The organism is Sporosarcina koreensis (assembly GCF_000826145.2).
Taxonomy (GTDB): domain Bacteria; phylum Bacillota; class Bacilli; order Bacillales_A; family Planococcaceae; genus Sporosarcina; species Sporosarcina trichiuri.
Genome location: NZ_LN651337.1, coordinates 1,272,855 through 1,287,024 on the forward strand (window position 1 = coordinate 1,272,855; position 14,170 = coordinate 1,287,024).

At 52.7% G+C, this 14,170-nt stretch carries 12 protein-coding genes; 7 read left to right on the plus strand and 5 right to left on the minus strand.

Annotated elements, in window-relative coordinates:
- Window positions 1-2: 2 nt before the first annotated feature.
- Window positions 3-1,046 (minus strand): glycosyltransferase family 4 protein, encoded by a 1,044-nt coding sequence (locus BN1190_RS12130; protein ID WP_040287133.1) that lies wholly within the window; start codon window positions 1,044-1,046, stop codon window positions 3-5.
- A gap of 248 nt (window positions 1,047-1,294) precedes the next feature.
- On the opposite strand from BN1190_RS12130, the gene secA2 reads away from it, so the two are divergent.
- Together secA2 and BN1190_RS12140 are read left to right on the plus strand one after the other, a co-directional pair.
- The gene (gene secA2 / locus BN1190_RS12135; protein WP_040287134.1) at window positions 1,295-3,670 is read left to right on the plus strand and encodes an accessory Sec system translocase SecA2; all 2,376 of its coding nucleotides are present in this window, start codon (window positions 1,295-1,297) and stop codon (window positions 3,668-3,670) included.
- Window positions 3,670-4,563, plus strand: a complete 894-nt coding sequence (locus BN1190_RS12140) for an accessory Sec system S-layer assembly protein (RefSeq protein ID WP_040287135.1) — start codon at window positions 3,670-3,672, stop codon at window positions 4,561-4,563. Before secA2 ends, BN1190_RS12140 begins: the two co-directional genes overlap by 1 nt.
- A gap of 510 nt (window positions 4,564-5,073) precedes the next feature.
- Here the strand turns inward: BN1190_RS12140 and BN1190_RS12150 are convergent.
- Window positions 5,074-5,775, minus strand: coding sequence for a glucosamine-6-phosphate deaminase (locus tag BN1190_RS12150; RefSeq protein ID WP_040287137.1), 702 nt, complete (start codon window positions 5,773-5,775; stop codon window positions 5,074-5,076).
- A 288-nt stretch (window positions 5,776-6,063) separates the two neighbouring features.
- On the opposite strand from BN1190_RS12150, the gene BN1190_RS12155 reads away from it, so the two are divergent.
- Genes BN1190_RS12155 through BN1190_RS12165 form a run of 3 tightly spaced genes read left to right on the plus strand, consistent with a single transcriptional unit; the run spans window position 6,064 to window position 8,422 of the window.
- Complete coding sequence (locus tag BN1190_RS12155; protein WP_098060136.1) at window positions 6,064-6,204, plus strand: cytochrome c oxidase subunit 2A; 141 nt, start codon at window positions 6,064-6,066, stop codon at window positions 6,202-6,204.
- Window positions 6,205-6,234: 30 nt separating this feature from the next.
- Window positions 6,235-6,735, plus strand: a complete 501-nt coding sequence (locus BN1190_RS12160; protein WP_040287138.1) for a cytochrome c oxidase subunit II — start codon at window positions 6,235-6,237, stop codon at window positions 6,733-6,735.
- Window position 6,736: 1 nt separating this feature from the next.
- Window positions 6,737-8,422, plus strand: a complete 1,686-nt coding sequence (locus BN1190_RS12165) for a b(o/a)3-type cytochrome-c oxidase subunit 1 (protein WP_040287139.1) — start codon at window positions 6,737-6,739, stop codon at window positions 8,420-8,422.
- A 41-nt stretch (window positions 8,423-8,463) separates the two neighbouring features.
- On the opposite strand, the gene BN1190_RS12170 is transcribed toward BN1190_RS12165, so the two are convergent.
- Window positions 8,464-10,356: a putative bifunctional diguanylate cyclase/phosphodiesterase gene (locus tag BN1190_RS12170; RefSeq protein WP_040287140.1), complete on the minus strand. Its 1,893-nt coding sequence runs from the start codon at window positions 10,354-10,356 to the stop codon at window positions 8,464-8,466.
- A gap of 211 nt (window positions 10,357-10,567) precedes the next feature.
- Between BN1190_RS12170 and BN1190_RS12175 the strand changes: the two genes are divergently transcribed.
- Window positions 10,568-10,918 carry an SCP2 sterol-binding domain-containing protein gene (locus tag BN1190_RS12175; RefSeq protein WP_052461820.1) on the plus strand — a complete coding sequence of 117 codons (351 nt, stop codon included), beginning with the start codon at window positions 10,568-10,570 and terminating at the stop codon, window positions 10,916-10,918.
- A 69-nt stretch (window positions 10,919-10,987) separates the two neighbouring features.
- On the opposite strand, the gene BN1190_RS12180 is transcribed toward BN1190_RS12175, so the two are convergent.
- Window positions 10,988-11,725, minus strand: coding sequence for an SDR family NAD(P)-dependent oxidoreductase (locus BN1190_RS12180; protein WP_040287141.1), 738 nt, complete (start codon window positions 11,723-11,725; stop codon window positions 10,988-10,990).
- A 111-nt stretch (window positions 11,726-11,836) separates the two neighbouring features.
- On the minus strand, window positions 11,837-12,940 hold the full coding sequence (locus BN1190_RS12185; RefSeq protein WP_040287142.1) for a glycosyltransferase: 1,104 nt from the start codon (window positions 12,938-12,940) through the stop codon (window positions 11,837-11,839).
- 304 nt (window positions 12,941-13,244) lie between these two features.
- On the opposite strand from BN1190_RS12185, the gene BN1190_RS12190 reads away from it, so the two are divergent.
- Entirely contained in the window at window positions 13,245-14,144 is a 900-nt protein-coding gene (locus BN1190_RS12190) for a C40 family peptidase (protein ID WP_040287143.1), read from the plus strand.
- Window positions 14,145-14,170 lie beyond the last annotated feature (26 nt).

The following is a 14,170-nucleotide window of genomic DNA, read 5'->3' on the forward strand; positions in this document are numbered from 1 at the left end:
TATTATTTTCCGATCATGCGGACCAGGTTCAAGATCGGCCGGTAATTTGTACCAGCCAGTCCGATGATCTCCACGAACAATTCAATGGCGAGCAGGATGACACCGAGGAGAAGGATCGCTCCCCAGACGGTCGCCTGTGAGAACAGGACCGCTGCAATTCCGAACAGAATGGCAATGCCGTAAATGACGAGTACCGTCTGACGGTGGGAGAACCCAGCCCGCAGCAGACAGTGATGCAAGTGTGATTTATCCGGTGCGGTGATCGACTGCTTCATGCGGATCCGACGCACAATCGCGAAGAAGGTATCGGATATCGGCACACCGAGTATAATAATCGGAATGACGAGTGAAACAACTGCGACATTCTTGAATCCAAGTAGCGCCAGAACGGAAATCATGAAGCCGAGGAACAGCGATCCCGTATCCCCCATGAAGATCTTGGCGGGATGGAAGTTGAACACAAGGAATCCAATGGAACTTGCGGCAAGGATGGCAGCCGTGGCAAGAACGAACGGATCGTGCATGATAAGTGCCATGACGGAGATGGAAATGAATGCAATGGTCGAAACCCCTGCAGCCAGTCCGTCCAGCCCGTCGATCAGGTTGATGGCATTCGTGATACCGACGATCCACAGCAAGGTGATCGGGATGCTCAGGAACCCAAATTCAATCTGTCCGATGAATGGCAGGTTCAGGACTTCGATCTGCATGCCGCCGACCGTGATGACGACCACTGCCGCAGCCAGCTGGCCGAGCATTTTCGCCTTCGCTGTGATTTCAAGCATATCATCGAAGAAACCGACGGCAATGATGATCACTGCACCGATCAGGATTCCGGCAGCGTGTTCATCTTTAGGGAGCAATATAGCATAGCCGATCAGAAAGGCACCGAAGATCGCAAGACCTCCGATGCGCGGCATGACCGCAGCATGTACTTTACGATAGTTCGGCCGGTCAACTGCACCGATCCGGAATGCGAATTTTATAACAAGCGGAGTTAGTATGATGGCGCCGACAAATGCAGCCGCCATAGCCAGGAATAACATGTCCTTCCTCCCTGAAGTTCTCGATTTTAATTTTAGCCTACCGTATTATACCATGGCGGCAAAAAGAAAGCACTCTGTGAACCAACTTTTCTATGTTTACACAGACGTACGTTATAACAATACCCTGAATTTTGAGAGGATACACCTATTTTCGTAACCTTTCTCGTGCGGTTATAGTCTTTTCCCGTCCAGTTTGATAAAATAGGGACGTGTCCATGCAATGGACGATATAAAGGAGCGTTATCTATATGCTATCCATTTTCAAACGATCGAACCAAACGAGTGACCGGCAGCTCAAGAAGTACCGGAAAGTCGTAAACCATATAAATAAACTGGAGCCTGATTATGTCGATTTGACAGACGATCAGCTCGCTGAAAAGACCGTCGAATTCAAAGAACGCATCCAAACCGGCGAAACGGTCCAGCAGATCATTCCTGAAGCCTTTGCTGTCGTGCGCGAAGCATCGAAGCGTGTACTCGGCATGCGTCACTTCGACGTCCAGCTGATCGGCGGAATGGTGCTGGCGGAAGGCAACATCGCCGAGATGCCGACAGGTGAAGGAAAGACGCTCGTCGCCTCCCTTCCCTCTTACGTACGTGCCCTTGAAGGAAAAGGCGTCCATGTCATTACAGTCAATGACTACCTGGCGCGCCGTGACTTTGAACAGATCGGGCAGATCCATCGTTTCCTCGGTCTTACGGTCGGCCTGAACGTGCCGATGATGCAGGGGCTCGAGAAAAAAGAGGCATATGATGCGGATATCACGTACGGTGTTGGCACTGAATTCGGCTTCGACTACTTGCGCGATAACATGGCGCAGCATATCAGCCAGAAAGTGCAGCGTCCGTATCATTACGCCATCATCGATGAAGTCGACAGCGTGCTGATCGACGAAGCGAAGACGCCGCTCATCGTGGCGGGCAAGATGCAGGCGGATGCCGATCTTCATATGATCGCCGCCCGTCTTGCGAAACGGTTCAAACAGGGTGTCGATTTCGACTTTGATGACGAAACGAAGTCGACTGCCCTGACGGAAGCTGGTATCGAGAAAGTCGAAAAAGCGTTCGGTGTCGACAATCTGTATGACCTCGAGCACCAGACGCTGTACCACTACATGATCCAGGCGGTCCGCGCCCATGTCATTTTCAAACGCGACGTGGACTATATTGTCAGAGATCAGAAAATCGAGCTTGTCGACATGTTCACCGGCCGGATCATGGAAGGCCGTACGCTGTCGGATGGGCTGCATCAGGCGATCGAAGCGAAAGAGAATCTGCCGATCACTGATGAAAACAAAGCGCAGGCACAGATCACGATCCAGAACTATTTCCGTATGTATCCGAAGCTGTGCGGTATGACCGGCACCGCGAAGACACAGGAGAAAGAATTCCGGGAAGTGTACAACATGCAGGTCATCCAGATCCCGACGAACCGGCCGCGCCAGCGGATCGATCAGCCGGATTTTGTATTTGCAACAATTGATGATAAATACAAAGCGATGGCGAAAGAAGTCGCACAGCGTCATGAGTCCGGCCAGCCGGTTCTTGTCGGAACGACGTCGATCCTGCAGTCGGAAAAAGTCGTCGGATATTTGGATGAACACAAACTCGATTACAATCTGCTCAACGCGAAAAGTGTCGAGCAGGAAGTCGAATTGATCTCGAATGCCGGGCAAAAAGGGCACATCACGGTCGCGACCAACATGGCAGGCCGCGGAACCGACATCGTTCTCGGTGAAGGGGTGGAAGATCTCGGCGGATTGTTCGTTCTCGGGACGGAAAAGCACGAAAGCCGCCGCGTCGACAACCAATTACGGGGCCGTTCGGGCCGTCAGGGGGACAAAGGCGAATCTCGGTTCTTCCTGTCGCTTGAGGACGATATGTTCAAACGGTTCGCAAAAGACGATTTGGAGAAATTCCAGAAAAAAGCCGAGACGGATGAAACCGGACTGGTGCTGAACAAAGACGTGAACGAACTGACGGAACGGACGCAGCGGATCGTCGAAGGGTCGCATTATTCGATGCGCGAGTACAATCTGAAGCTGGATGATGTTATCAACGATCAGCGGAATGTCCTGTATGCATTGCGGGATAAGGTGCTGGAGAGGGAAAACATTATCGGTACGCTCGAAGGGATGCTGCACGAAACGATGGAGTTCGTCGTATACGACAGCTGCCCGGAGGGGGAGACACCGGATCAGTGGGATTTCGACCGGATCGAGACGACGATGAATTCCCTGCTGCACAAGCCGGCTGAATTGCCGCGCACGTTCGAGAAACCGGTGCAGATCGTGAAATTCTATGAAGAACCTCTCGATGAATTGGTTGCATACATCCGTTCGTTTGAGGATAATGAGCAGGTGAACGCGCTGATTCCGCAAGTGATGCTCAGCCATATCGATTCCATGTGGGTGAAACATCTGGAAGTCATGACCCGGCTGAAGGAAGGGATCGGACTCCGGTCGTATGGACAGGAGGATCCGATGCGGATTTATCAGCGTGAAGGACTGGAGCTGTTCGGCAAGCATTATCAGAAATTGCGCCGCAGCATTGCGTCCGAAGTGATCCAATTCTTGAAGATGCTGACGGAACAGCAGGAAGAACAAGCACAGGAGGTTAACTGATGAATTTCTTATCATTATTTAAGAAGACCGAGAAAACAGGCAAAGACAGCACGATCGATTCAGAAGAGCTGATGGCGGGAACTTCCGGACAAGGCGGAGACGAGGATATCGAAACGTCGCTGTCCCTCCACCCGTCCTGGCAGCTCCCGCAGGAACAGGAATATGTATTCCGTTTCCTCGCCAATGAATTGGAGCCGCTGAAACCTAACCAGATCTCCCTTTCCGGCATCGACATCGACGTCGAACCGGCAACTGGTGATTTCCTCGTGAAAGCATTCTTCCGTTCGTCGCTCGATCAGACGATCACGGTCGGCGAGGTGGAACTGATGCTGCTGGACAAAGACGGCAAAACGATCGGTTCCCAGCAGTTCGACTTGAGTGAGCTCGGCGAAATCCAGCCGCGCAGCGCCCGCCCGTGGGTGTTCGTCTTCACGAAGGACAACCTGTTCGTCGAAGAGCCGCCGGCAGAGGACTGGAAACTCGCCTTCAACGTGCAGTCGATGGTGCCGCACAAGCTCGAGCTCGAAGAATCGTGGGAACAGGGACTTCCGGCTGAGCAGAAGGCCGCGTTGGAGGAAGTCGTCGGCAATCTGCCGAAACTGAAGCCGCGCGAAGTGAATATCGCCGGATTCCAGGCATTGAAACAGGATGACGGCAGCATCGCGGCATCGGTATTCATCCGGAATGGCCACTCGAAGCAGATCAACATCGAAAAACTGCCGCTCGAGCTGATCGACGCCTCCGGTGAAGTGGTGGCAAGCGGCTCGTTCGATATCGGCTCCCTGCCGGTCAATGCAAATACGACAAAACCATGGACATTCATCTATCCGAAAGAAATGGTGACAAAAGACGAACCGGATTTCTCCCGTTGGACGATCCGGGTTCCTCAGTAAGTGCTATCCCCCGCCCGCACAGTTTCGGCTGTGCGGGTTTTTTGGCGTCCGGTTTGCGTGAATTGTGTCCGGATGCCGATATATTCGGCGATGTGTCCGATACGTCGCGTCATTTGTCCGATATGCCTGATGAAATGTCCGATACTTCGCCCGAAGTGTCCGATATGGCCCCCGATTTGTCCGATACCCCCTGTTCCGTGCCTGGCTTGTCCCTTTTTCCGCGCCAACAGGCCGCCGGTGCCCCCAATCTGCTGCCGCGTCCCGGGCGGTCTGCGCAACAAACGAGCGAAGCGAGCACCATTCAGCCCTTGAATTGTGTCCGGATGCCGATATATTCGGCGATGTGTCCGATACGTCGCGTCATTTGTCCGATATGCCTGATGAAATGTCCGACACTGCGCGCCATGTGTCCGATATGTCCCCTGATTTGTCCGATACCGACGCCTCATCTCCCTCTTCCCTACGCAAAAAAAGACTGCCCAGTGGACAGTCATCTTGCGTTTCCTTCTATTATAGTTTCAAATCTGTGACCACGGTGACGTCCGGGTGCTCCAGCAAATATGTTACCGGCCATTCAGTGGTCACTTTGCCAGCAAACAGTTTCTCGAGCGCCGCACGTTTCTTTTCGCCGAATGCTGCGACGATCAGTTTCTTCGCCTGCATGATCGACGAGATACCCATTGTCAGTGCGGTTGTCGGCATTGTTTCGTCTTCACTGAAATACTGGCTGTTCACGTCGATCGTCGACTGTGTCAGCTCGACGACGTGCGTGACGGATTCCGGTGATGTCCCCGGTTCGTTGAAGGCAATATGGCCGTTTTCGCCGATACCGAGGAACTGGATGTCAAGTGGATTCTCTTTCAGCAGCGTTTCGTAGCGCACACATTCGGCGTCAAGATCTTCCGCCATGCCGTTTTCGATATGCGTCTCTTTGAACGGCTTTTTCGAGAATAGAAGATCGTTCATATAGTACGCATAGCTGTTCTTATGATCCGCCGGAATGCCGATGTATTCATCCAGATTGAACGCAGTCACATCCGTGAAGTCCATATCGGATGCTGCCATTTTCTCATAGACAGGTTCCATCGTGCTGCCTGTCGCAAGGCCGAGCACATGAAGACGCCCCGCTTCCAGTTCGTTGCGGACAATCTTGCAGATCTCTTCTGCTCCCTGCTCTTTGCTTTCCACAGTGATTGTTCGGACATTTTTCAAAGATTCCACCAGCTTTCTTAAGTATGTACTCCATCCATTGTAAGGTGCGCTGTCCGGTTGGTCAACAAACGCTCCCCCGCCTTCATTTCCCGTCTCTCCCCCTATGTAAACAGTCCCGGTGCCACAAGATATTTTGTCAGATGTGTGGTGGTTCCATGAACGAATTGTGAATAAAGTATGTGATCCGAAAACACTAGGGATTTCCCTAGTATTTAAATTTCGCAGATTTAATATGATGAAAGTAGCTTAACAAACAAAATCAGACATTGCACGGAGGCGGTGAGCAAAATGGCGAAAAAACATCCGAACAAGCAAGTCCCTGCTGCAGACAGTTCCAATTTGAGAGGGACATTCATCATGGTCATGATCCTCGGTATCCTGATGGTCGCAGCATGGTTCGGTGCGTATTGGCTTTTCATTTCAAGATAAATGGACGTAAAAGGGAAAGGAGCAGATACTATGCATCTGCACAAGTATGAGAAGATCTGGCTCGGGTTCGGTATGGCCTCATTAGTTATATTTCTATTGGTAATCGGCTTTGCGGCATTCTGGAAAGGGACGCACCCGCAGAGCAGTTTGGATATGATCGATCCCAACAACATCGAAGCGTATGAAAGCTTCAAACCTGAAAGTCTCGGTCTGCAGGAAGTTGCAGACGGCAAGTATAAAGTGAACATTGTCGCCTCCACTTTCAACTACAACCTCGGTGTGGATAAGGATGAAAAACCGGTCAAGACGATCCGTGTCCCGCAAGGCTCGACCGTGCTGTTCACCATCACAACGAAAGATGTCGTCCATGGGTTCCAGGTCGCCGGCACGAATGTCAACATGATGGTCGAACCGGGTCATATCAGCCGCTATGAAACCGTCATGAAGAACAAAGGGGAATTCACGATCGTCTGTAACGAGTACTGCGGCATCGGTCACCATCAGATGTTCGGAAAGGTAGAGGTGTATTAACATGGCAGTTTTAAATGATCTGGATGCGACAAAACGCAACCTCCAGCTATTCCCGAAAAAAGACGCACGGCTCTATATGTCCTTCATGTTCGTCACGTTTGCGTCTCTTCTGATCGGCGGCCTGATGGGACTGCTGCAGACATTCGTCCGTTCCGGCAGGTTCACGCTGCCGTTCAACATCAATTATTACACGATCCTGACTGTGCATGGCGTCATTTTAGGACTCGTTCTGACAACATTCTTCATCATCGGATTCCAATTCGCACTCATGGGCAAGACAGTCGGCATCAGCAATAAGCAGCGCACGGTCGGCTGGATCTCCTTCTGGATGATGCTCACCGGTACCGTGATGGCGGCCGTGACAATCCTTGTCGGCCAGGCGAACGTCCTGTATACATTCTATGCACCACTCGCTGCGCATCCGGCATTCTATATCGGACTTGCGCTCGTCATCATCGGCAGCTGGGTTGCGGCATTCACGAACTTCCGCCAGCTGTATGTCTGGAAGAAAGCTCACAAAGGCGAGAAGTCCCCATTGCTCGCATTCATGACCGTCATCAACATGCTGATGTGGGTCATCGCGTCGCTCGGCGTCGCCATCGCTGTCGTTGTCCAGTTCATCCCTTGGTCACTCGGCATGACCGACACCATCAACGTACTCGTCAGCCGGACGCTGTTCTGGTACTTCGGCCACCCGCTCGTGTACTTCTGGCTGCTGCCTGCCTACATGGCGTGGTATGCGATCATCCCGAAAATCATCGGCGGCAAGCTGTTCAGTGACTCGCTAGCGCGGATGGCGTTCATCCTGCTGCTGCTGTTCTCGATTCCGGTCGGGTTCCACCACCAGCTGACGGAGCCGGGTATCGATCCTACGTGGAAATTCATCCAGGTCGTGCTGACATTCATGGTCGTCATCCCGTCTCTCATGACCGCTTTCTCGATCTTTGCGACATTTGAAACGACTGGCCGCAAGAAAGGCTATAAGAGCCTGTTCGGCTGGTTCAAGAAACTCCCTTGGGGCGATGTCCGCTTCTTTGCACCATTCGTCGGCATGGTCGCCTTCATCCCAGGCGGAATCGGCGGAATTATCAATGCGTCCCACCAGATGAATGCTCTTGTGCACAATACCATCTGGGTCACCGGCCACTTCCACCTGACGATTGCGACAACTGTCATCCTGACATACTTCGGCATCGCCTACTGGCTCGTGCCGCACTTGACAGGGCGCCGTCTGACGAAACAGCTCAACAAGCTCGGCATCATCCAGACCATCATCTGGACAGTCGGGATGTCGATCATGTCCACTGCCATGCACATCCAGGGGCTGCTCGGCGGGCCGCGCCGCTCGGCATTCTCGAACTATGCAGGCGGCTCGCAGGTCGATACATGGATCGGCTACCAGCTCGCCCAGGCGATCGGCGGCACCATCCTGTTCGTCGGCATTGTCCTCATGGTTTACATCTTCATCAAGCTCGCATTCTTCGCACCGAAAGGCGTCGAGGAATTCCCGATCGCCGAAGAGGACGAAGACGCTCAGGCCGCGCCGAAAATCCTGGAAAACTGGTATGTCTGGATTGGCATCACGATCGCTCTCATTGCGTTCGCGTATACGATCCCGATGATCGACATCATCAAGCACTCCCCTCCCGGATCGGTTCCATTCAAATTCCCGATCGGCAGGAGCTAATCGAAAAGGACGGACAGCACAGGGGGCTGACCGTCCTTTTTTCATGTTGCCGGAATGGGAAGGAAAAGCTGAGGGAACCGCGGTGATGCCAGCAGGCGGTCCGTCAGTTCCTCTGCAGGTACAGGCCTTCCGAAATAATAGCCCTGGATCTCGAAAAAGCCGAGGGTCTCGAGACACCGAAGCTGCGCTTCCGTCTCCACCCCTTCCGCCACTGTATGCATATGAAGGCTCTTGGCGAGTGTCAGGATAGCCCGGACGATCGCCCGGCTTCGGACGTCCGTGTCGATATTGCGGACGAACTGCCGGTCGATCTTCACTTCCTGGATCGCAAATTTCTGCAGATAGATGAACGCCGAGTAGCCGGTGCCGAAATCATCGATGGAGATGGAGAACCCCCGATCCGTCAGCCGCTGTATCTGCTGCTCCACAGCGTCTGAACTCTCGAATGCGACATTCTCCGTAATTTCGATGATCAGGCTTTCCGGTGATATGCGGAACTCCTCAAGACAGCTGTCGATGAAATCCGGGAATGTGCGATGCAGGAAATGGCGTGGTGAAATATTGACGGATATCGTCAAATCATCCAGACCGAGTTCCTTCCAGCGGCACAGCTGCCGGCATGCCTCGCAGATCACCCATTCCCCGATCTGCACGATCAGACCGGTCGTTTCCGCGATGCCGATGAATTCCACCGGCGGAATGATCCCTCTTTCAGGATGCTGCCAGCGGATCAGCGCCTCCGCCCCTGTCATCCGATGTGTCACGCTTTCCACTTGCGGCTGATAGTACAGGCGGAATTCGTTCCGTTCAAGTGCTTTCCCGAGGTTCATCTCCGAGTGCATCGCTTCCTGCCACCGTTCCGACATTTCCGGGTCGTACACAGCCCTGGACTTCCTGGCAGTGTTCGGCTGGTACGAATCGAGTGCGATCTTCGCTGCCTGGATCCCTTCGTATGCTGTCGTGATATGTTCCGGATAAAACGCCACACCATAACTGAACGTCAAGTGGACTTCCTGGCCTTCCGCCTGGATCGGCTCGCGCATCCGCGACATGATCTTCTCCATCTGCTGCTGCCGCGTCTGTTCGTCGGCATGGTATTCCGTAAAAATGATGAAGTGATCGAACGCAATTCTTGCGATGACTGCATCCTCCAAGAAGTACCTGACAAACCGCTCAGCGATCTCCTTCAGGATATGTTTCGTCGCATCCGGTCCGAGGACACTCTGGATGGTCGTGAACTGATCCGCTTTCATATAGAGGAAAGCCCCCTGCATACCGCTTCCTGACCGCTGCATGATGCCATCCACCTTTTCGATGAACGCATTTTCGTTATCGATCCCCGTCACTGTATCCGTGTACGCCAGCTCATGGACCGTATGCTCCATCTCAAGCTGCGACAGCCTGTCGAAGACGAACGACAGCATATCCGCGACCGCAGCCATGATCACTTCATCCAGCTCCGACCACTTCCTCCGTTCCTGTGTCTCACAGCAGAGGACGCCCCCGATGCCGCGGCTCATGATGATCGACGCATCGATCAGGGAGGCCATCGGCGAGTCTGCGAAATAATTCTCCGGCAATGACTGAAGAGCCGTATCAGCAGCTATATCTTCCACCGGCCGGACGCGCTGCTCGGCAATCGCAGTGAAATAGGCATCGGCGTCGCCCTTATACAGGGTCCGGACCTTCGGAACCTTGATGGTGTCCCCGGCGAACGTAATCTTCTCGGTCAAGTATGTATAGTCTTCGCTGAACAGCCAGATGCTGACCCGGTCTGCACCCATGATCCCCGCGATGCTGCCGCACAGATCCAGCAGGACATCTGTCATCGAATCCTTGTCCAGTTTCAGCTGTTTGGCCTGCCTGAACACTTCCTGCTGCTGCCGCTTTATCTTCCTGACGAATTCCGTCATTTCTTCCCGGCTCCGTTCCACGCAAGTCACCTCCTAAAAAAGCTGATCATCTTTTTACAGGTGTTTTGTATCGCTCACTCCAAGCAGTCCGCGGGCTGGTTCCGTCCATATGCTAGTCTTCTCTTTATCTTCATTTTCCCCTTCCCGGAATCGACAAAACTCCGGGTTTATTTATTCAGATTATTTTGATACGATAGTACTGAACGATCATTCATTTTAAGGAGTGGACGTATTGGCGATCGGACAGGAAATAGAATTAGCAAAGACATGGGAGTCGATTGAACAGCAGCTGAATGAGTACCCCGCCCCGTTTCAAGGGGCAGATGTAACATACGGTTTCAATCTTTCGGGCACGGAAGCCGGGGAGTATGTATTGAAATTAGCCAGCCAGCAGGCTGAAGTGACGGCGGCCGATACGGCTGGTGCAGACTGTGTGCTGTCCATGAATGTCGGCGACTTCTACAAATTGCTGCATGGGAAACTCAATACGACATCTGCCTTCATGATGGGGAAACTGAAGGTGAAGGGAAGCCTCGGACTCGCTTTGAAGCTGGAAGGTATTTTGACGAAGTACCGGTTCTGATCTGTCTGTGAACGCAAAAAGAAACGCCTATCCATGACGGGAAGGCGTTTCTTCGTGTTGTCAAACTGATCAGCGAGCGGAGAATCCGCCGTCGATGACAAGTTCAGCACCTGAGATGTATGAAGCTTCATCGGAAGCGAGGAACAGGACTGCGTTGCCTACGTCCTCAGGCTGTCCGAGACGTGCCAGCGGTGTCATCTTGATGAGACCTTCGAGAGCCGCTTTGGAAGACTCCAAGTTCGCGACCATCGGTGTCTGGATCACACCTGGGAATACTGCATTGACGCGGATGCCGTCTTTACCGAATTCAGCTGCAGCTGCACGGGAAATCGCACGGACGGATCCTTTTGAAGCTGAGTACGGGTTGTAGCCCATACCGACGAGCGCTGTATATGATGAGATATTGACGATCGCACCTTTGCCGGCTTCTTTCATGTATGGCACGACTGCGCGCATTCCTGCGAATGTACCGAAACCGTTGATGTCGTGGAGGCGCTGCCAGTCCTGGAGTGTGATGTCGTCCATCGCTTTCTCAGTGGAGATGCCTGCACAGTTGATAAGGATATCGATCTTGCCGAATTTGTCTGCAGCTGTTTTCACGGATTCTGCCCAGTTGTCAGCGTCTGTGACATTCAGCTTGACGTATTCGACGTTCTCTTTGCTTTCCCATTTCGCTTGGAGAGCTTCCGTGTTGATGTCCGCAGCGATGACTTTTGCGCCTTCCGCTGTGAACAAGTTCACCATCATTTCACCCATACCTGAAGCTCCGCCTGTAATGAATGCTACTTTGTCTTGTAATCTGCCCATTTGAACCGCTCCTTTTGTATACGTCTGAATCGATTTAACATCTAAATAGTACTCCTTTTGCATAGGGGATGCAACTGTTTAAGCTTTCAAATATGTGGCAAATATGTGCCGTCACCCATCGGTTGAGCGGCGTCCGATATTGTCATAAATCGCGTTCAGTTTGCGGAGGATGGTCCCATAGGAATGCTCCTCCACAACCGTTTCGCGCTGTTCGGCATTCTGCGTGCCACCGCCTTTGAGCGCTTCCGAAAGACCTGCTGCAAGCCTCTCGGAATTGCGCGGCGGAACGAGGATCCCTGCCCCGTCCGCCAGCAGATACGTCAATCCGCCGACATCTGACGCCACAACCTGCGTCCCTGCGGCCATCGCCTCGAGGGCGACCAGGCCGAAGCCTTCATGGTAGGAAGGCAGAGCCATGACGTCTGCAGCAGCAAGCCAGTCCGCCAATTCCTTCTGCGGCTTCGTCCCTTCGAACGTCACGCCGTCAAGCGCAAGATCAGCGGCACACTGCCTGACTTCCTCCACATAGGCTTCCGACCGGGTCGAACCGATCAAATGCAGGGATGCTTCAGGGAACCGTTCCTTGACTGCAGCAAAGGCGCGAACCAGCTCCACCACCCCTTTTTCCCGGATGATGTTGCCGACGAACAGGACGACCGGCGCGTTTTCCGGAAGATTGAGCTTATGACGCACCTTTCCCTTCGGCAGCGGACGGAAGACATTCCGGTCGACCCCCATGCTCATGACCGTCACCTTCTGTTCATCCACCCCGAAGTCCGAGACGACTTCCTGCTTCAGCCGCTCACCCACCGTGATGAGGTGATCCGCCCCACGCAGCACGTCTTGTGTCATCTGGCGGATCCGGGCATTCTTTTTTGCCATCTTATCGATATCCCCGCCATGCAGTGTCACGACGTACGGCACACCATACCGCCGCTTGCCAAGAAGGGCGATCAGCCCTGTCGGGAAAGCATAGTGCGCATGCGTCAGCGCAAGCTCCCGATGGTGTTTCCTCAAGTAAAGGGCGGACTGCAAGAACCACTTGCCATACTTCAATAAAGACCGGACTTTGCCCCCCTTCGGATCGGTGACAGCGAGGACATTCATCTCCAGTCCTGCGGCCGAGAGCATTTCCACCTGGTTCTTCACGAAGATCCCGTATGTAGGATGTGCTTCGGTCGGGTACATATTACTGAACACTGCAAGTTTCTTCATAAAAACAACTCCGTTCCGCCGGGGACAGCGAGGAGGCCCCGGCAATTCGATAGGTTTGGTTACAAAGATACCGCAGATGACGGTATTTTTCATGCTGTGACAGACAAAAAGGCAAAAATAAAAACACGTTCACCGCTTTTTCAAGTCGATAAACCGCGTTATTGCAGCATTCACTAGCAATCTACTTACTTTGTAATGCAGTTGTAATATAACTGTAACCAAAAGCACGTTTAGCCTATGCTAAGATGTTCACAGATAAAGTCACTGTCATCGAAACGGTGCGAAAGGGGAAACTGAGAAACTTATGAAACTGAAACGTCTTGTGGCATTAGGAATCGCCAGTTTACTAATTTCAACGTCCGTACCGTCAATGGCCTCTGCAAGCTCTACATCCAGTCTCGTCTCAACTGCTAAAAATTATATTGGAACTCCTTACCGTTATGGTGGGACAACCACTTCCGGCATTGATTGCTCAGCATACACACAGCTTGTCTATAAAAAGAACGGAAAGTCACTTCCTCGTACAACAGGTCAGCAGTTCAAACAAGGGAAATCCGTTTCGAAAAGCAACCTGCAAACAGGCGACCTCGTATTCTTCAATACGAGCGGCCGCGGCATCTCGCATGTCGGAATCTATATCGGTTCCAGCAAATTCATCCACGCGTCAACAAGCAAGGGCGTCACTGTATCATCTCTGAATGACCCGTACTACTGGAAGAGCCGTTATGTCGGCGCGAAGCGCGCAGCGACATTCGGCGATACAGTTGTGGCTTCGAAGCCGGCTGCACCGAAAGTACACTACGCAACACGCGGGGAAATTGCGAATGCTGTCGTGAAATCTCTCGGTCTGCACCGCACTTATGAAAGCAAGGACTTCCCGGATGTAAATCCCAAGACTTCTTATTACAATGAAATCATGGCTGCTGCCGAAAACGGCATTTTCAGCGGAAACAGCGACGGCAGCTTCAATCCGAGCAGCTCTCTGACCCGCTCCCAGATGGCGATCGTCCTGACAAGGGCGTTCGACCTGCCGACTTCTACGGACGTGCCATTCAAAGATGTGCCGGCTGACTACTATGCAGCGGCACAAATCGGCGCCCTCTATGTAAATGATGTTACAAAGGGCTACACTGATGGCAACTTCGGTGTCGACGACAAGGTGAAGATCCAGGACATGCAGCGCTTCATGGACAACCTTAAATAAACCTGTTCACGTGGAAATCTCTTATA